The organism is Bifidobacterium leontopitheci, from assembly GCF_009193355.1.
Lineage (GTDB): Bacteria > Actinomycetota > Actinomycetes > Actinomycetales > Bifidobacteriaceae > Bifidobacterium > Bifidobacterium leontopitheci.
Window position 1 is genome coordinate 23,277 of record NZ_WBVT01000007.1, and the last position, 17,669, is coordinate 40,945.

16 protein-coding genes are annotated in these 17,669 nt (G+C 64.9%); 1 reads left to right on the forward strand and 15 read right to left on the reverse strand.

Features of this window, described 5'->3' with window-relative positions:
* Window positions 1–71: 71 nt before the first annotated feature.
* From trpA to F7D09_RS03535, 4 genes are all read right to left on the reverse strand, one after another.
* Window positions 72–941: a tryptophan synthase subunit alpha gene (gene trpA / locus F7D09_RS03520; RefSeq protein WP_152234039.1), complete on the reverse strand. Its 870-nt coding sequence runs from the start codon at window positions 939–941 to the stop codon at window positions 72–74.
* 35 nt (window positions 942–976) lie between these two features.
* On the reverse strand, window positions 977–3,064 hold the full coding sequence (locus F7D09_RS03525) for a bifunctional indole-3-glycerol phosphate synthase/tryptophan synthase subunit beta (protein ID WP_152234040.1): 2,088 nt from the start codon (window positions 3,062–3,064) through the stop codon (window positions 977–979).
* Window positions 3,065–3,225: 161 nt separating this feature from the next.
* Window positions 3,226–5,358 (reverse strand): bifunctional cytidylate kinase/GTPase Der, encoded by a 2,133-nt coding sequence (der, locus tag F7D09_RS03530; RefSeq protein WP_152234041.1) that lies wholly within the window; start codon window positions 5,356–5,358, stop codon window positions 3,226–3,228.
* On the reverse strand, window positions 5,355–6,128 hold the full coding sequence (locus F7D09_RS03535) for a pseudouridine synthase (protein ID WP_152234042.1): 774 nt from the start codon (window positions 6,126–6,128) through the stop codon (window positions 5,355–5,357). Before F7D09_RS03535 ends, der begins: the two co-directional genes overlap by 4 nt.
* A gap of 219 nt (window positions 6,129–6,347) precedes the next feature.
* Between F7D09_RS03535 and F7D09_RS03540 the strand changes: the two genes are divergently transcribed.
* Complete coding sequence (locus tag F7D09_RS03540) at window positions 6,348–7,307, forward strand: MIP/aquaporin family protein (RefSeq protein ID WP_152234043.1); 960 nt, start codon at window positions 6,348–6,350, stop codon at window positions 7,305–7,307.
* A gap of 178 nt (window positions 7,308–7,485) precedes the next feature.
* On the opposite strand, the gene F7D09_RS03545 is transcribed toward F7D09_RS03540, so the two are convergent.
* The 11 genes from F7D09_RS03545 to F7D09_RS03595 all read right to left on the reverse strand — a co-directional run bounded on the left by F7D09_RS03545 (window position 7,486) and on the right by F7D09_RS03595 (window position 17,552).
* Window positions 7,486–7,782: a DUF3017 domain-containing protein gene (locus F7D09_RS03545; protein ID WP_152234044.1), complete on the reverse strand. Its 297-nt coding sequence runs from the start codon at window positions 7,780–7,782 to the stop codon at window positions 7,486–7,488.
* Window positions 7,783–7,899: 117 nt separating this feature from the next.
* Complete coding sequence (gene purH / locus F7D09_RS03550) at window positions 7,900–9,531, reverse strand: bifunctional phosphoribosylaminoimidazolecarboxamide formyltransferase/IMP cyclohydrolase (protein WP_152234098.1); 1,632 nt, start codon at window positions 9,529–9,531, stop codon at window positions 7,900–7,902.
* Window positions 9,479–10,885, reverse strand: a complete 1,407-nt coding sequence (locus F7D09_RS03555; protein ID WP_152234045.1) for a cell division protein PerM — start codon at window positions 10,883–10,885, stop codon at window positions 9,479–9,481. Before F7D09_RS03555 ends, purH begins: the two co-directional genes overlap by 53 nt.
* Window positions 10,882–11,811 carry a succinate--CoA ligase subunit alpha gene (gene sucD / locus F7D09_RS03560; RefSeq protein ID WP_152234046.1) on the reverse strand — a complete coding sequence of 310 codons (930 nt, stop codon included), beginning with the start codon at window positions 11,809–11,811 and terminating at the stop codon, window positions 10,882–10,884. Before sucD ends, F7D09_RS03555 begins: the two co-directional genes overlap by 4 nt.
* Entirely contained in the window at window positions 11,808–13,013 is a 1,206-nt protein-coding gene (sucC, locus tag F7D09_RS03565; protein WP_152234047.1) for an ADP-forming succinate--CoA ligase subunit beta, read from the reverse strand. The genes sucD and sucC overlap by 4 nt, the downstream gene beginning before the upstream one ends.
* A 110-nt stretch (window positions 13,014–13,123) precedes the next feature.
* Window positions 13,124–13,705, reverse strand: coding sequence for an adenine phosphoribosyltransferase (locus F7D09_RS03570; RefSeq protein WP_152234048.1), 582 nt, complete (start codon window positions 13,703–13,705; stop codon window positions 13,124–13,126).
* A gap of 138 nt (window positions 13,706–13,843) precedes the next feature.
* Window positions 13,844–14,257 carry a preprotein translocase subunit YajC gene (gene yajC, locus F7D09_RS03575; protein ID WP_152234049.1) on the reverse strand — a complete coding sequence of 138 codons (414 nt, stop codon included), beginning with the start codon at window positions 14,255–14,257 and terminating at the stop codon, window positions 13,844–13,846.
* Between the two features lie 89 nt (window positions 14,258–14,346).
* Entirely contained in the window at window positions 14,347–15,435 is a 1,089-nt protein-coding gene (ruvB, locus tag F7D09_RS03580; protein ID WP_152234050.1) for a Holliday junction branch migration DNA helicase RuvB, read from the reverse strand.
* A 6-nt stretch (window positions 15,436–15,441) separates the two neighbouring features.
* Window positions 15,442–16,062, reverse strand: a complete 621-nt coding sequence (ruvA, locus tag F7D09_RS03585) for a Holliday junction branch migration protein RuvA (RefSeq protein ID WP_152234051.1) — start codon at window positions 16,060–16,062, stop codon at window positions 15,442–15,444.
* 144 nt (window positions 16,063–16,206) lie between these two features.
* The gene (ruvC, locus tag F7D09_RS03590; RefSeq protein ID WP_152234052.1) at window positions 16,207–16,788 is read right to left on the reverse strand and encodes a crossover junction endodeoxyribonuclease RuvC; all 582 of its coding nucleotides are present in this window, start codon (window positions 16,786–16,788) and stop codon (window positions 16,207–16,209) included.
* A gap of 5 nt (window positions 16,789–16,793) precedes the next feature.
* Window positions 16,794–17,552, reverse strand: coding sequence for a YebC/PmpR family DNA-binding transcriptional regulator (locus tag F7D09_RS03595; protein ID WP_152234053.1), 759 nt, complete (start codon window positions 17,550–17,552; stop codon window positions 16,794–16,796).
* Window positions 17,553–17,669: the final 117 nt, after the last annotated feature.

Here is a 17,669-nt window from a genome sequence, read left to right on the forward strand (position 1 = left end):
AGTCCCGCCGTCGACGGACAGCGTCCGTAAGCGGCGGCGGGACATACGCTATAACGATACATCCTCGGCGATCAGCGTGCACCGTGGATGCCTGCGGCCAGCGATTCCGTCTTGGCGGCAAGGTCGCGCAGCCCTTCGGAGGCGTCCTTCGCCGTGCGGCTGTCATCGTTCAGCAGCGTATGCACGAGCGCGGATCCGACGATCACGCCGTCGGCGTACGAGCCGACCTTGGCGCCCTGCTCGGGGGTGGACACTCCGATGCCGACGCACACATTCGCCGCACCGGCCTTGCGCGTACGCTCGACGAGCACTTCCGGCGAGGCGTCGATCGTGGCGCGTTCGCCCGTGACGCCCATGCGGGCGGCGGCGTAGACGAATCCACGGGCGTTGCGCGACACGACGTCGAGGCGCTCGTCGGCGGAGTCCGGGGACACCAGGAAGATGCGGTCGAGCCCGTGACGGTCGGACGCCTCGATCCACTCCCCCGCCTCATCGGGGATGAGGTCCGGCGTGATGAGGCCGGCGCCACCCGCGTTCTCGAAGTCGGCGGCGAACCGTTCGACGCCGTAATGGTAGATGAGGTTCCAGTAGCTCATGATCAGTGGAACGCCGCCGGCGTTCGCCACGGTTTCGACCGCTTCGAAGACACGCCTGATGGTTTCGCCGTTATGCAGCGCGATCTGGCTTGCCGCCTGGATGACCGGACCGTCCATGACCGGGTCGGAGTACGGTAGTCCGATCTCCACCGCGTCGACGCCGTGCTCGACCATGGTGCGCAGCGCGTCGAGCGACGTGTCGGGGTCGGGGAACCCGTACGGCAGATAGCCGATGAAGGCCGGCTTGTTGTCGGCCTTGAGCTTCGTGAACATGGCTTCGGTCTGGCTGGGCTTGTGGCTGATGCCCAGCGGCTGGCCGGAAGGAGTGGTTGCTTCGTTCGTCATAATGGTCTCCTTGTAGTCCGTGTGTCCGGTTGCGTTCAGGCGACGGCGTTGCCGTGCGCGCCCGTCACGTCGAGCGCGGCGGCCTGGTCGTCGGTCAGGTAGCCGAACCACTTGCCGGCGGTGGCCATGTCCTTGTCGCCTCGGCCGGAGATGTTGACGATCATGACGGCCTTGTCGTATCCCTTGGCCTTGAGGTCTGCGGCGGCCTTGTAGGCGCCGGCGACCGCGTGGGAGCTTTCGATGGCGGGGATGATGCCCTCGGTCTGGCTCAGGTCGCGGAACGCGTTCATGGCCTCCTCGTCGGTGGCCCACGAGTAGTTGACGCGGCCGATGTCCTTGAGCCACGCGTGCTCCGGGCCGACCGACGCGTAGTCGAGGCCGGCGGAGATGGAGTACGTGTCGAGGGTCTGGCCCTCATCGGTCTCGAGCAGGTAGCTCTTGGCTCCCTGGAACATGCCGAGCTGGCCGGTGCCGGGCGCGAAGCGGATGGCGTGGCGGCCGGATTCGGGGCCGTTGCCGCCCGCCTCGTAGCCGTACAGGTTCACGCGCTCGTCGTCGAGGAACGCGTTCATCACGCCGATCGCGTTGGATCCGCCGCCCACACACGCACACACCGCGTCCGGATGGTCGATGCCGTACCAGTCCCGAAGCTGCTGCTTGGCCTCCTCGCCGATGATCTTCTGGAAGTCGCGGACCATCTCGGGGAACGGATGCGGGCCCGCGACGGTGCCGAGCAGGTAATGGGTGTCCTTGACGTTGGTGACCCAGTCTCGCAGCGCCTCGTTGATGGCGTCCTTGAGAATCTTGTCGCCGAGAGTGACCTCGACGACCTCGGCGCCGAGCATGCGCATGCGGGCCACGTTGAGCGCCTGGCGGCGGGCGTCGATCTGGCCCATGTAGATGCGGCACTTGAGGCCGAGCATGGCGCACACGGTGGCGGTGGCCACGCCGTGCTGGCCGGCGCCGGTCTCGGCGATCACTCGGGTCTTGCCCATGCGCTTGACGAGCAGGGCCTGGCCGAGCGCGTTGTTGATCTTGTGGGCGCCGGTGTGGTTGAGGTCCTCGCGCTTGAGGAAGATGCGCGCGTCGAGTCCGGTCTTGTCGGAGACCAGCTTGGAGAAGCGCGGGGCTTCGGTCAGCGGGCTCGGACGGCCCACGTAGCGCTGCTGGAGGGTCATGAACTCCTTGTGGAACTCGGGGTCGGCCTTGGCCTCGTCGTAGACGCGTTCGAGTTCGTCCAGCGCGGTGATCAGCGCCTCGGGCACGTAACGGCCGCCGAACTGTCCCCAGTAGGGTCCGTGGTGTTCGCTCAACGGGGTGGTTTCGGATGCTTTCACTCTTGCTCCTGCCTTCACTAGTCGTTCCACTGCAAGTTCATGGTCGTCGGCGGTGGCCACGCCTTCGCCGACCAGCACGGCGTCCGCGCCGGCGCGCCCATAGTCCTCGACTTCGACGGCGCCGAAGACGCCGGACTCCGCGACGCGAATCACGTCGTCCGGCAGGTTCGCCGCGAGTTCGGCGTACTTGTTGACGTCCACCTTGAGGTTCTTGAGGTTGCGGGCGTTGATGCCGATGACCTTCACGCCCGCGGCGATCGCACGCTCGATCTCCTCGCGCGTATGGGTTTCGACGAGCACCGTCATCTTCAGCTCATGCGCGAGACCGAGCAGGTGCCTGAGCTGCTCATCGTCCAGCGCGGCGACGATGAGCAGCACGAGGTCGGCGCCGTGGGCGCGCGCCTCGAAGATCTGGTAGTCGGTGACGATGAAGTCCTTGCGCAGCACCGGGATGTGCACGGCGGCGCGCACCTTGTCGAGGTCGTCAAGCGACCCCAGGAACCGTCGGCCTTCGGTGAGCACGGAGATGGCGCTTGCGCCGCCGCGTTCGTATTCGCGGGCCAGCGCGGCCGGGTCGGGGATGTCGCTGAGATGCCCTTTGGAGGGGGACGCGCGCTTGATTTCGGCGATCACGGGGATGCCGTCGGCGCGCTTGAGCCATCGGGTCGCGTCGATTGGGGCAGGGGCCGCCAGAGCGGCTTTCCTGACGTCATCCAATGACACGCTCTGCTCGCGGGCGCGCTGGTCCTCCAGGGCCCCCGCCACCAATTCGTCCAGTACCGACATGATGCTCCCTTGTGATTGTGGTCGATCATGGGTCACTGTAAGCCACGATGCACGACATCCGCCCTTCCCGTCCTACATCGTGGGCGGCCCGCCGACTTGTCATCCAAGTCGGCGGGCCGCCCCTGCTGATGTATCCGTGCACGTTCACGTCGCCGGTCACGCTACCGGCGCTTCTTCTCCCTGATGTTCACGGAGATCTGGATCGGCGTGCCTTCGAAGCCGAACTCCTCGCGCAGCGAACGTTCGAGGAACCGTCGGTAGCCGTGCTCGAGGAATCCGGTCGCGAAGATCACGAACCGCGGGGGCCGGGTGGAGGCCTGTGTCGCAAAGAGGATTCGCGGCTGCTTGCCGCCGCGCAGCGGATGCGGGTGGGCGGACTGGACCTGGCCGAGGAAGGCGTTGAGGCGTCCGGTCGGGACGCGCTTGTCCCAGGATTCGAGCGCGCCGCGCATCGCGTCGGCGAGACGGTTCGTATGCCAGCCGGTCTTCGCGGACAGGTTGACGCGCTGGGCCCATGTGACGCGGTTGAACTCGGTCTTCCACAGGCGTTCCAGCCGCTGGCGGCTGAACTCGTCCATGAGGTCCCACTTGTTGAACACGAGCACGACCGCACGGCCTGCGTCGACGGCCTGGCTCATCACCTTGAGGTCCTGGTCGGAGATCGGCTGGGACGAGTCGAACAGCACCAGCGCGAGCTCGGAGCGTTCGATGGCCGCCTGCGTGCGCAGCGACGAGTAGTAGTCGGCGCCGGACACCTTGTGCAGGCGCCGCTTGATGCCTGCGGTGTCGATGAACAGCCAGTCCTCGCCGTCCACATGGATGATTTCGTCGACCGGGTCGCGCGTGGTGCCGGCGAGGTCGTTGACGACCGCACGCTGCTCCCCCGCAAGCTGGTTGAGCAGCGAGGACTTGCCGACGTTCGGGCGGCCGACCAGCGCGATGCGGCGCAGGTGGCCCGGCGTGAGGAACCCGGAGGTCTTGTCGGCCTTCTTCAGAGAGTCGAGCGCGGTGTCGAGCAGGTCGCCTACGCCGCGGCCGTGCATGGCGGAGATGCCGTACGGCTCGCCGAGGCCGAGCTTCCAGAATTCGGCGGTCATGTATTCGCTGGCCGCGTCGTCCACCTTGTTGACGGCGAGGGTGACCGGCTTGCCGCTGGCGCGAAGCATGCGCACGATGCGCTCGTCGGTGTCGGTGAGGCCGACGTGGCCGTCCACGACGAAGATGACGGCGTCCGACAGCTGGACGGCGATCTGCGCCTGCGAGGCGATGGCGGAGGCGATGCCCTCGACGTCGGCCTCCCAGCCGCCGGTGTCGACGAGCTTGAAGTCGGTGCCAGCCCATTCCGCGTCGTAGCTGACACGATCGCGGGTGACGCCGGGCGTGTCCTCCACGACGGCGGCGCGGCGGCCGAGGATACGGTTGACGAGCGTCGACTTGCCGACGTTCGGCCGTCCCACCACGGCGAGCACGCCGACCGGCTTGGCGGCGGGGAGCGCGTCCTGGTCGCCGAGGCGCGAGCCTGCGATGAGCTGCTCGTCGGTCTCGTCCAGATCGTAGTCGGCGAGGTTGGCGGCGAACTGCTCGTACTCCTGCGTTTCGATGGCGTCGTCGACGAGGCCGACCAGCACGTCCAGCGTCTGCTGGAAGTCCATGTCGGAGTTGTCGACGGTGGTGACGCCGTCGGCTGCGGTCAGGAAGCTGGTGACCTTGGAGTCGGCGCGGTCGCGCGCGGCGACGTCTTCGCCGCCGACGGCGGAGACCGCCGCGGACTGGCCGGTGCGGCGCGCCTGACGGACCTCCTCGCGCGCGGTCATGAGCACGCGCACTTCGGCGTCGGGGGCGACCACGGTGGTGATGTCGCGTCCCTCGGCGACGATGCCACGACCCTCGGAGAACGAGTCTGCGGCGTTCTCGCCGAGGATGGTGGCGCGCTGCGCGGCGATCAGCAGGTGGCGTACGGGGATGATGCCCGACACCTTGGAGACGTGCGACGACACTTCGGAGGAGCGGATGGCCTCGCTGATGTCCTCGCCGTCCGCCATCACCTTGGGCGCATCGGGGTCGAGTCCGATGGAGAAATGGTCTCCGGTGAAGAACTCGGCGACGGCCTCGGTCACCTGCTGCTCGTCGATGGAGGGCGCGTCAAGGTCAATGCCCTGGTGCAGGCACCACCACGCGCTGGCGCGGTACATGGCGCCGGTATCGAGATAGGCGTAACGGAAATGGCGGGCAAGCGCCTTGGCGGTCGATGATTTGCCGACTCCCGCAGGGCCGTCGATTGCGACTCGGATCACAGTCCGACCTCCTTCTGCAGGGAGCGCACCTCCACCTGGGAGAGCACGCGGTAGGAGCCGGGCTTGAGGTCGCCGAGCTTGATCGGACCGATCTGGGTGCGCACAAGCCGCTTGACGGGGAAGCCGATCGCGCCGAAGATGCGGCGGACGATGCGATTCTTGCCGGAGTGCAGCACGACCTTGACGATGGTCATGTCGCGGTTCGCGTCGATGATCGCGCAGTGGTCGAGCCTGACCAGGCCGTCCTCGAGCTGCACGCCCTGGGTGACGAGGCGCCGGCAGACGTTGCCGCCGATACGGCCTTCGACGGTGGCGATGTAGGTCTTCTCCACCTCGTATTTGGGGTGCATGACGTGCTGGCTGAGCTCGCCGTCGTTCGTCATGAGGATCAGGCCTTCGGAATCATAGTCGAGCCTGCCCATGTGGAACACGCGCTCGTATTTGTCGCCGATGATGTCGGCGAGCGTGTAGCGGCCCTTCGGATCGTCCATCGCGGAGAGGACCTTCTTGGGCTTGTTGAGCGCGAGCGTGACGTGATTGGGGTTGAGGTGGACGCGCGATCCGTCGACGCGGATGCGCTGTCGCTTGGGGTCGACGCGGGTGCCGAGTTCGGTCACCAGCTCGCCGTCGACTTCGACCCGCCCGTCCGTGATCATCTCTTCGCATTTGCGTCGTGATCCGAACCCGGCTTGCGCCAGGATCTTCTGCAGGCGGATTCCTTCGTTGATGTCGTCATGCGCTTTGAGTGCGCGGGAATATTCGTGTGGCATCGTTCTCCCAACGTGGCCGGAATGTTCTGACAATATAGTGGTGATGGCGCGTAGTCGTCCGTGTCGAACCATGGTTTTCACAGATGAAACGCAGCAAACATACGGTATTGTATCGTATCCCACCTGATAGACTGGGGCGCGTTCGGCGGGTCGAAGACCTGCGCGGACGGATAACCGACGCCCTGACCACAGGGCGTCTCGACCAAGGATAAATGACAAATGACTGAAGAACACAGGAACGAAGACCGTACGACGTTCGCGCTGCCGCTGCGCGTCGCGGCCGAGCTGGCAGGCAGCTTCCTCGTCTGCTTTACGATCTATATGATCTGCACGTTCGGCACCGCCATCTACGGTCTCGATCTGGCTTTCATCGCGGTCGGAACCGCGTTCGCGTATTTCGCCGTCACCGTGGCGCTGGGGGCGATCTCCGGCGGGCAGCTCAATCCTGCGGTGACGGTCGCCGCCATGCTGACCGGCCGCACCAAGGTGCTTGACGGCATCCTGTACGTGGTCGCCCAGGTGCTTGGCGCCATCGCGGCCGGCGGATTGCTCAAGTGGATTCTTCCGACCTCCGACAAGGTGACCATCAAGACGTGGCTGACCCCCGTCGTCAACGGTTTTGACGCGGGTTCCGTCTCGAACGCCACCACCAGCCAGGCGAGCGTGAGCTTCGGCATCAACCTGGCGATCATCGTCGAGGTGATCGCCTCGATCATCATCATCGCCGCCGCGATGCGCACCACGGACCGTTCGGGCCGTCCCGACCACTCGTATGCGCCTGCCGTGGGCGCCGCCTATGGCGTCGGCGTCGCCATGACGTACACGATCACCGGTTCGGCGCTGAACCCCGCGCGCGCGACCGGCATCGCGATCTTCGCGCAGAACCAGAAGCTGTCGGCCGAGCCGCTGCAACAGCTGTGGATCTTCTGGGTGGCGTCCATCCTTGCCGCGGCCATCGTCGCGCTGGTCATGATCATCGCCGACATGTCGTCGAAGCATACGGCGAAGAAGCCCGCCTCGGCTGACTCCGCTGTGGATGCCACCGTCGAGTCGGATGATCAGGCGGCCGATGAGCCGGCTCAGATCGCCGATGCGGAGGCCTCGTCTGAGGAGTCCGAGGATTCCGCCGCCGACTCCTCGCAGGATGCGACGCCGGATGATGACGAGAAGAAGGACTGAGGAACCCTCGGCAGGTCCTGAGGTCAGGCGCTGACCGCAGTGATACTGCCGATATGGTTGTGGCCTCGTGACGAACTCGAGTGGTTCGTCACGAGGCCACAACCATATGCGGGTCTCCCTGCATGCGGTCACTGATCAGTCATGCCCTTGGATTGCCGCGTATCGGCTCATCGCAATGTCAGCGATGCAGCAGCGCGATGATGTTGGGCGCGAAATACAGCATGAGCAGGCCGCATCCCAAGCCGACCCCGATGATCACGTCGAAGGCGACGGAGCGGACCTTCCATGGGCTGCGGTCGCGCAGGACGAGACGCAGCGCCGCGGTGATGATGGACGTCGCCGCGATGATCACCGTCGCGGCCATCGTATTGCCGAGGCAGGCCACGGCCAACGCCACCACCACGACGGCCACGACGATCCATTCGAACCATGGCTTGCCTTCATGGGCTTCCGAGACAAACGGATGATCGTGCATATTCCCTTTCCCATCATGTCTTGCGCCGGCAGCCGTCATGACTGCCGGCACACACCCGGCGGCCGTGCGGGGCTTCCTGCGCCGCGATGGCCGCCGAGGTGCGCCGTCGGCCGCCGATCAGTGGAAGAAGTGGCGGGTCCCGGTCAGGTACATGGTCACGCCGGCCTTCTTCGCCGCCTCGATGACCTCCTCGTCGCGGATGGAGCCGCCAGGCTGGACGATGGCCTTGACGCCGGCGTTGATGAGGATCTCGGCGCCGTCGGCGAACGGGAAGAACGCGTCGGACGCGGCGACCGAACCGGTTGCACGGTCGGCGCCGTCCGCGAGCGTGTTGGCACGTTCGACGGCGAGATGGCAGGAGTCCACTCGGTTGACCTGGCCCATGCCGATGCCGACGGTCGCCTGGTTGTGGGCGAGCAGGATGGCGTTCGACTTGACGCAGCGGATGGCGCGCCATGCGAACAGCAGGTCGTTGAGGGTCTCGGCGTCGACGGGCTCGCCGGAGACGAGCTTCCAGGCGTCCGGATCATCGCCGGGGGCGTCGATGAGATCGGTGTCCTGCACGAGCAGGCCGCCGTCGATCTGGCGGAACTGCGTGCGCGTCATCGGCGGCTCGGCGACCTTGAGGATGCGCAGGTTCTTCTTCTTGGTCTGCAGCAGCTCGAGTGCTTCCGGCTCATAGTCCGGCGCGACGATGACCTCGGTGAAGATCGGCCGCACGCTTTCGGCCATTTCAAGGGTGACGGTCGTGTTGCAGGCGATGACGCCGCCGTATGCGCTCATCGGGTCGCACGCGTGAGCCTTCTTGTGTGCTTCCGCGGCGGTGGCGCCGATGGCGAGGCCGCACGGGTTGTTGTGCTTGACGACGGCGACCGCGATCTGCGGGGCGAAGTCCCAGACCGCACGCCATGCGGCGTCGGCGTCAACGTAGTTGTTGTAGCTCATCGGCTTGCCGCCAAGCTGCTCGGCGTGGGCGAAGCCCTGCTGGTGAAGCGGGTCGATGTACAGTGCGGCCTGCTGGTGCGGGTTCTCGCCGTAGCGCAGCACATGAGAGCGGTCCCAGGTGCGGGTGAAGGCGGCGGGGAACTTGCCGGCGTTCACCTCGTTGCCGTCATCATCGGTGTCGGGGACGTCGATCGATTCGGGCTTCGGCCAGTGCTTGGACGTCCACTCGTCGATGGTCGCGTCGTAGGCGGCCGTGTGGGCGAACGCCTTGCCGGCAAGCCAACGGCGCTCCGCGAGGTCGAATCCGCGGCCGTCGACGATGCGGGAGGCGACGAGCGCATAATCCTTCGGGTCGGTGATGATGGCGACGGTGGCGCTGTTCTTCGCCGCGGCGCGGACCATGGAGGGGCCGCCGATATCGATCTTCTCGATGGTGGCGGCTTCGTCGGCTCCGGAACGAACGGTGTCGGCGAACGGGTACAGGTTGACGACGACCAGATCGAAGGGCTTGATACCGAGCTGCTTGAGCTGCTCGACATGCTCCGGGTTGGTCATGTCGGCGAGGATGCCGGCATGAATGTGGGGGTCAAGCGTCTTGACTCGTCCGTCAAGGCTCTCCGGGAATCCGGTCACTTCGGATACCTCGGTGACGTTGACGCCCAGCGAGGCGAGTTTCTTGGCCGTCGATCCGGTGGATACGACCTCGGTGCCCGCCTTGATGAACGCGTCGGCCAGTACCTCGATGCCCTCTTTATGGAAGACGGATACCAGAGCCCGGCGTATCGGTCGGTTCGTGCTGCTCATCATGCTCCTCCTTGGATGGTTGTTGTTGGTTCTCGTGGAACGATTGTGTGTTGAGACCGCTGACGGTGCGACGCACCGGGCGGCCCTGCTGGTTCGCCTGCGCGGATTGTGTCGCCGTGCCGGCCGTTGTTCGCCCTATCATCCATCGTATCGAGAATGCGATTGCGACGCCAATCAGGACGAGGCCCCATGCCAGGCACAGGCCCATGGCGCTCGGGCGGCCGACGGACTGCGCGGACGTCATGACGTCCACGCCCACCGAGGCGAGCCGTTCTTTGCCAAGCGACCCGTTGGACACGGCGAACAGCATGGACGACAGCAGCGAGATGATGACGCCGGCAAGGCAGAATCCGCCCGCCGGATAGGCCATCTCCAGAATGAGGCCGCGACGTTGCTCCTTGTCCGCGCCCTTGGGCAGCACTACATGGAACCCGTGACGTGCGAGCATCGAGACCACACCGCATATGAATCCTACGGCAAGGGGAATCAGCACGACGAGGAATCGGATCGTCTGGTTATCCACGGGCTGCGGCAGCAGGCCGAAGACAGGCAACGGCGGCAACGACCGGCCTTGGCCGACCCATAACGTGAACGTGCCGAGCTCGCCTATCGAGAACCCTGCGCCGAACAGCCACGACATGGCCCAGATACACAGGTTCGGCAGCCATGCGAGCATGGCGATGGTGGTGAGGATCCTGGATCCGGTCTCCATGCCGCCATAGGCATAGAGCGCGGCCACCGCCGAATGGTTGAGCGCGATCCACACCACGACGGTGATAAGGCCGGCGAGCAGGTACAACAGCATCATGCCGAAACCCAGAAGGATGCCGATGATGACCGTTCGCCCGACCGGAGGCGAGACATGCCCCGCCATGAAGGTCATGAGACGCTGGAACACCGCGGATTTTGGGATGGCCGCCAAGCCGAATCCAATGGTGAACACCGTCGCCGTCTTGAGGATGATGACCGGCATGATGTCGGTGAGGCCGACGTCAAGGCCATTGGCCTCCATCACGGTCAGGACCTCCCACAGCACAAGCCCGCTGATGTATGCCCTGATGTCGGTGCATATGCGGTTCGCCAGCGACCAGATGAGTGCGATGAGCATGACGGTGAGCAGCAGGGGCATGATGGTGAGGCGTACTGTGCCGTTCTCGAATCCGACGCCCTGGCTGAGCAGGATCATGGTCCTGGTCAGGTTCACGGTGGAGGCGGATAGGTTCTGTCCGCCTTCCTCCATGGAGATGACCAGCAGCATGAGGGCGAGGAAGCAGCCAAGCACGATGGAGAACAAGGCCATGGCGCTCGCCGCCACCGCCAGGCCTTTCAGCCATGCTCGTATGCGTTCCGTCATGCCGTCAGGTGACGCTCGCGCAGGACGTCTCGCATAAGGTCGGCAGCCTGACCGGGCGTGCGTCCGACGGGAATGCCGACGGCTTCGAGCGCGGTCTTCTTGTCCTGCGCCGTGCCTTTGCCTCCGGAGACGATGGCTCCCGCGTGTCCCATCTGCTTGCCTTCAGGGGCGGTGAAGCCCGCGATGTACGCCACGACCGGCTTCGTCATATGTTCGGAGGCCCATGCGGCGGCGTCCTGCTCGGCGTTGCCGCCGATCTCGCCGATCATGACGACCGCCTTCGTCGCGTCGTCACGTTCGAACTCCTGCAGCGCCTCGAGCAGCGTGGTGCCGACGATCGGGTCACCGCCGACGCCGACGCAGGCGGTGAATCCGATGTCGCTGAGCTCCCCCATCATCTGGTAGGTCAGCGTGCCGGACTTGGATACCAGTCCCAGCGGACCGCGGCGGACGATGCCGTCGGGGATGATGCCGAGGTTGACGCCATGTTCATGTTGGGGCGCTGGCAGTGTGAGCAGTCCCGGGCAGTTGGGGCCGATGATGCGCACGCCCTTGCTGAGCGCGAGCTCCACGAAGTACGCGCTGTCGGCGACCGGGATGCCTTCGGTGATGACCACGATGGTCGTGATTCCCGCCTCGATGGCTTCGACGACGGCCCCCCTGGCGAATCGCGGGGGGACGAACACCACGCTCGCCACGGCTCCGGTGGCTTCGCGTGCCTCCTGGCACGTGGCGTACACAGGCACGGAGACGTCTTCGCCGTCGCGGGAGGACTCGAACACGACGCTGGTGCCGGCCTTGCGCGGGTTGACGCCGCCGACGATGTTCGTCCCCGCTTTGAGCATCCTTGCGGTATGGGTCATGCCCTGATGGCCGGTCATGCCCTGGACGATGACCGGCGAGCCTTCTTCGATGAATGCGCTCATCGCTTGGCCTCCTTCGATGCGAGGGCGGTGGCGGCGAGCTTTGCTGCCGTTGCCGCAGCCTCCTCCATGGTGTCTTCGACGTGGATGTTCGGGTTGTTCGCCTGCGCGAGGATGCGCAGTCCTTCCGCTGCGGCGTTGCCGTCGAACCGCACCACGAGAGGCTTGGAGCTGTGCAGCTCGTCGAACGCCTGGATGATGCCTTCGGCGACCTGCTCGCACGAGGTGATGCCGCCGTACACGTTGATGAACACGGATTCGACCTGGCTGTCGGACAGGACGATGGCCAGGGAATGCTTCATGACCTCCGCGGACGCGCCGCCGCCGATGTCCAGGAAGTTGGCGGGCTTGACGCCGGTGCCCTGGCTTTCTCCGGCGCCGGAGACGGCGTCGAGCGAGCTCATGACCAGTCCTGCGCCGTTGCCGATAACGCCGACCTGACCATGCAGATGGACGTAATGCAGCCCGTATTCCGCCGCCTCCCGCTCCAACGAATCGGATTGCGTGGGGTCGTCGAAGCGCTTCCACCCGTCGTGGCGGAACGCTGCGTTGCCGTCGAGCGAGATCTTGGCGTCGAGCGCGCACAGCGACTTGCTTGACTCGTCGTCAGGGTCGCCGATCTTCGCCAGCGGGTTGATCTCGACCAGCGTGGCATCGTTGTCCTTGAAGCACTTCCACATCTTCAGCAGGATGTCGGCCGCCTGCTCGGCGTCGGCATGGTAGAAGCCGATCTGGTCTGCCATGCGCTTCGCGGCCTCTTCGTCGAAGTCGCCGAGCGCGTTGATGTGCAGGCGCTTGACCGATTCGGGATGCTCCTTGGCGATCTCCTCGACTTCGGTGCCGCCGTTGGCGGTGGCGAGGACATCGTAATCGCGCGACGTGCGGTCCACGGAGATGGACACGTAGTATTCGTGGATGATGTTCTTCGCCTCGGCTACGAGCACTCCATTGACCTTGTGCCCGTGGATGGTCATGGGCAGGATGGATTCGGAGAGCAGGATGGCCTCGTCACGGTTGTGCGCGAGTTTGACGCCTCCGGCCTGGCCTCGGTGGCCGATCTTGACCTGCGCCTTGATGACGCACGGGTATCCGATGCTGTCGGCGGCTTCGGCCACCTCATGCGAGTTCTGGGCGAAGATGGCCCGTGGCGCGGGGATCTGCTGCTCTTCCAGCAGCTCCCTCGCCTGATATTCATAAAGATCCATATGCGTTCGCCTCGCTATGTGACGGTTGTTGGATGGTGTGCCATGCTCCATGCCGGCATGGCGTTCGGCTTGCAGGGCCGGCCAGTCAGGTCTCCCCTCACGTCAGGCGGTCAGGCCGGCATGGACACCAGCGTGCTCGTCGGCCGTCCGTCAAGCTTGTCGAGTCCGTCAAGGCCATCCAGGCCCATGACGAAGCTGAAGCCGACGACTGTGCCGCCTGCTGCCTGTACCAGGTCCATGGCGGCCTTGGCGGTGCCTCCGGTGGCGATGAGGTCGTCCACGATGAGCACGCGTTGGCCGGATTCGATGGCGTTGGTCTCGATCTCTACCTTTTCGGTGCCGTATTCGAGGTCGTATTCCTCGCCGATCGTTTCGGGCGGCAACTTGCCGGCCTTGCGGATGGCGATGAACCCCTTGCCGAGGTATACGGCAAGGGCGGGCCCGAAGAGGAAGCCGCGGGCTTCGAGGCCTGCGATGGAATCGAATGAGTCGGCCGGCACGGGCAGTGCCGCCTCAAGCGCCTTCATGAGGATGCGCAGCGCTTTGGCGTCGGCGAGGACCGGCATGAAGTCGCGGAATTTGATTCCCTCCTTGGGGAATCCCGGAATCGTTCTGATCAGCGAGACCAGGTATTCGGCATCCTCCTGGCCGACTTTGCTGAGATCTTCGATGGTGATATCGGACTGTGTCATCTTGTGCCGCCTGTCGATTCGACTGGATACGGATTTGCGGCGCGGCCGTGAGGCCATCGCCTTTCTTTCCTGCAAGCCGGGCGGGTGAACAGTTTCGATCAGTCCCTGAGCGGTTCGCCCGCCGGCTCGTGTGGTTCGTTACTTGGCTTCGGAGTCGGAAGCGTTCGCGCCCTCGGACACGGTTGCGGTCTCGACCGGAACCTGCGCCTTGTCGGCGTCGTCGTCCTTCGGCAGCGGGTTGCCGTTCTCGTCGACCTCATCGTCATGGATGAACGCGGGACGCGTGTACTGCTTGCTGATGGAGCGGAAGGAGAAACGCAGCTTGGAGCCTTCGGAATCGATGACGATCTCCTCGTACTCGGTGTCGACGGAGACGACCTTGCCGATGACGCCGCCGATGGTGATCACTTCGGTTCCCGGCTGCAGGGATGCGCGGAAGTCCTTCATCTCCTTCTGCTGCTGCTTGGCCTTGCGCGACTGCCACCACATCATGCCCGCCATAAGCACGATGAAGATGATCATGATGAAATATGAGGATGAACCTTGCGGCATGTTAGCTCCTTGCGGTTTGTCGTTGTGAGTTCAATAGCCAGATTCCCCGAAGACGGTACCCGGTCACGTCAATCAACAAATACTTCATGTTAGAAGAGATTGCTGACATCATCGGCCGTCTGACCATCCTGTGGCTGAAGTCCGAGATGCTTCCACGCCTTCGGCGTGGCGACACGGCCTTTCGGCGTCCTGATCAGGAATCCTTCGCGCACGAGATACGGCTCGCAGACCGTCTCTACCGTCTCGGACTCCTCCCCCACCATGGCGGCGAGGTTGTTGAGCCCGACAGGACCGCCGTTGAAGTTTCGCACGATGGCGTTGAGCACGGCGATGTCCAGACGGTCGAGGCCTTCCGAATCGATCTGGTAAAGCGCCAGCGCCTCGCGTACGTCGCCTACGTTGACCTCGTCAAGGTCGTGCACGATCGCCCAGTCGCGTACGCGGCGCAGCAGGCGGTTGGCGATACGAGGTGTGCCACGCGAACGCAGCGCCAGTTCGGCGGCGGATCCTGCGCCGAGCACGACGCCGAGCACGCCGGCCGAACGTTCGATCAGCTTCTCCAGCTCGTCATGTGGATAGAAATCCAGATGGGCGGTGAATCCGAACCTCGCCCGGAGCGGAGACGGCAGCATGCCTTCACGTGTCGTGGCGCCGACCACGGTGAACCGTGGCAGGGTCAGCGGGATGGACGACGCGCCGGGCCCTTTGCCGACCATGACGTCGACGCGGAAGTCCTCCATCGCGATGTATAGCAGTTCCTCGGCAGCCCGGGGAAGACGGTGTATCTCGTCGATGAACAGCACTTCGCCGGCGTCCAACGAGCTCAGGATGGATGCGAGGTCGCCGGCGTGCTGGATGGCCGGGCCGGATGTGATGCGGATTGGCACGCCCAGTTCGTTGGCGACGATCATGGCGAGCGTGGTCTTGCCCAGTCCGGGAGGGCCGGCAAGCAGAATGTGGTCAGGTGCCGTGTCTCGCTTGCGCGCCGCATCAAGGAACAGCTGGAGCTGCGCCTTGAGGCGCGGCTGACCGATGAACCCGTCGAGCGCGTGCGGACGCAGCTCCTCGTCGCTGACCGGTTCGTCGTTGATCGCCGTGGCGGACACCATGCGCAGCGAATCCTCCGCCACCCCGGTGTTACGCTGTTCGGAGCCTGATTCGTCTCTCAAGTTCGCCATATACCGTCACCTCCCCCGGTCCAAGGACGACAAAGCCAGTTTGAGTACGCGCGGCACGTCGTCGCCGGTGATCGGCGGCGTGATGCCCTGTTCGCGGCATACCTGACGTACCGCATCCTGCGCGGTCTGCTGCCGCCAGCCCAGCGACACCAGGCCTTCGACGACCTGCGCGGCCCCGTCGTCGCGGTCAAGCTCACCAGACGGCTCCGCCCCGGTATCAAGCTGGTCAAGGTCGATGCGCCCGGCAAGCTCGAGGATGATCTTCTGCGCGCCTTTCTTGCCAAGGCCGGGAGCCTTGGCAAGCGCCGCAGCGTCACCTTGCGTCACGGCCTGGGCGAGCCGGTCGGCCGGCAGCGTGGAGAGCAGCGACAACGCGACTTTGGGGCCGATGCCGCTGACCTTCTGCAATTGAAGGAACATGCGTTTCGACGCGAGCGACAGGAACCCGAACAGGGTGATGGCGTCCTGGCTGACCGTCATCGACGTGTGCACATGGGCCTCCTGGCCGGTATGCAACGCGGCCAGGTCCGCCATAGGCATACGAACCTCATAGCCGACGTCATGCACCTCGATGACCGCATATCCGGTCTCGATGGACTCGACCCGTCCACGCAATGTGCCGATCATCACCCCATCCTTTCATGCCGTCCGTCATGGCGCCGCCGAACCGTCGGCATCGGCGTGCCGTCGGCGCCATGACGTCATCGCAGCCGGCAACGGCGTCTTGCAACCGACACTATCCAAAAGAATAATACATGTGTTCGATTCATGCTACATGCCGGCGCGGACCCCGGCGCGTCGCGCGGCCTTCTGCGCGGCCTGCGCCCATTGTCGCTGCGCCGCCGTGAGATGCTGTTCCCGTTCTCCGCCCTGCAGGGCGCCCTGCGGCCTGAGCGCATGGCATATCGCCAACGACAGGGCGTCTGCCGCGTCTGCCGGGGTAGGCAGCGTATTGAGGCCCAACACCTTGGTGACCATGCGCTCGATCTGGATCTTCTGGGCCTTGCCGTTGCCGGTCAACGCAAGCTTCGCCTCGGTGGGCGTGTGCAGCGCAACGGGAATGCCGCGCTGCGCCGCGGCAAGCATGGCGACGCCGGCGGCCTGCGCGGTGCCTAGCACCGTGTTCCGGTTCTCCTGCGCGAACACACGCTCGATGGAGACGGCGTCGGGGATGAAACGGTCCATCTTCTCGCACAGGCCCTGGTAGATGGTCAGCAGTCGCAGGTCCTGTGAGGTATGAGGGTCAGATCGTACGACGTCGACGTGGATAAACGAAAGCCGGCGGTTCGCGCCGGCTTCGATCACGCCGACCCCGCAGCGTGTGAGCCCGGGGTCGACGCCTAGGATGATCACGCGGATTACTCCTCGTCCGCGAGCTGGGCCATCACCTCGTCGGATGCGGTCCAGTTGGAATAGATGTTCTGCACATCATCGAGGTCATCAAGGTTGTCGATGAGCTTGGACACCTTCTGGGCGTCTTCGAGGCTCAGCGAGACCTCGTTCTTCGGACGCATGACCATATCGGCGGAGTCGTAGTCGAAACCGGCGTCCTGCAGGGCCTTGCGGATGGTGTGCAGGTCGGAGGGGTCGGTGACCACGGTGTAGACGTCGCCGTCATCGATGACGTCCTCGGCGCCGGCGTCGCCGGCCTTCTCGAACAGGTCGTCGAAGTCGACGCCTTCGCTCGGGACCTCGATCTGGCCCTTGCGCTCGAAGTTGAAGCTCACGGAGCCGCTGGTCGCCAGCGAGCCGTTGCCCTTGGTCAGGGTGGAACGCACCTCGGCGGCGGCGCGGTTGCGGTTGTCGGTCAGGCACTCGATGATCAGGCCGACACCGGCGGGCGCATAGCCCTCGTACACGATGTCCTCGTAGCTGGCGCCACCGGCTTCCTCACCAGAGCCGCGCTTGACGGCGCGCTTGATGTTGTCGGCGGGCATGGACGCCTTCTTGGCCTTGTAGATGGCGTCGTACAGGGACGGGTTGCCGTCCGGGTCGCCGCCGCCCATCTTGGCAGCGATCTCGATGTTCTTGATGAGCTTGGCGAAGAGCTTGCCGCGCTTGGCGTCAATGGCGGCCTTCTTGTGCTTGGTGGTCGCCCACTTGGAATGCCCTGACATAATGCTCCTACAAAATATGCGGATACTGACAAACGGAACCATTCTAAAGCGGTAAGCAGACAACTTTCGGGCGACGGCTCGCATCAGGGGCTCGCCGCGTCGGCGCAGGGCATGAAA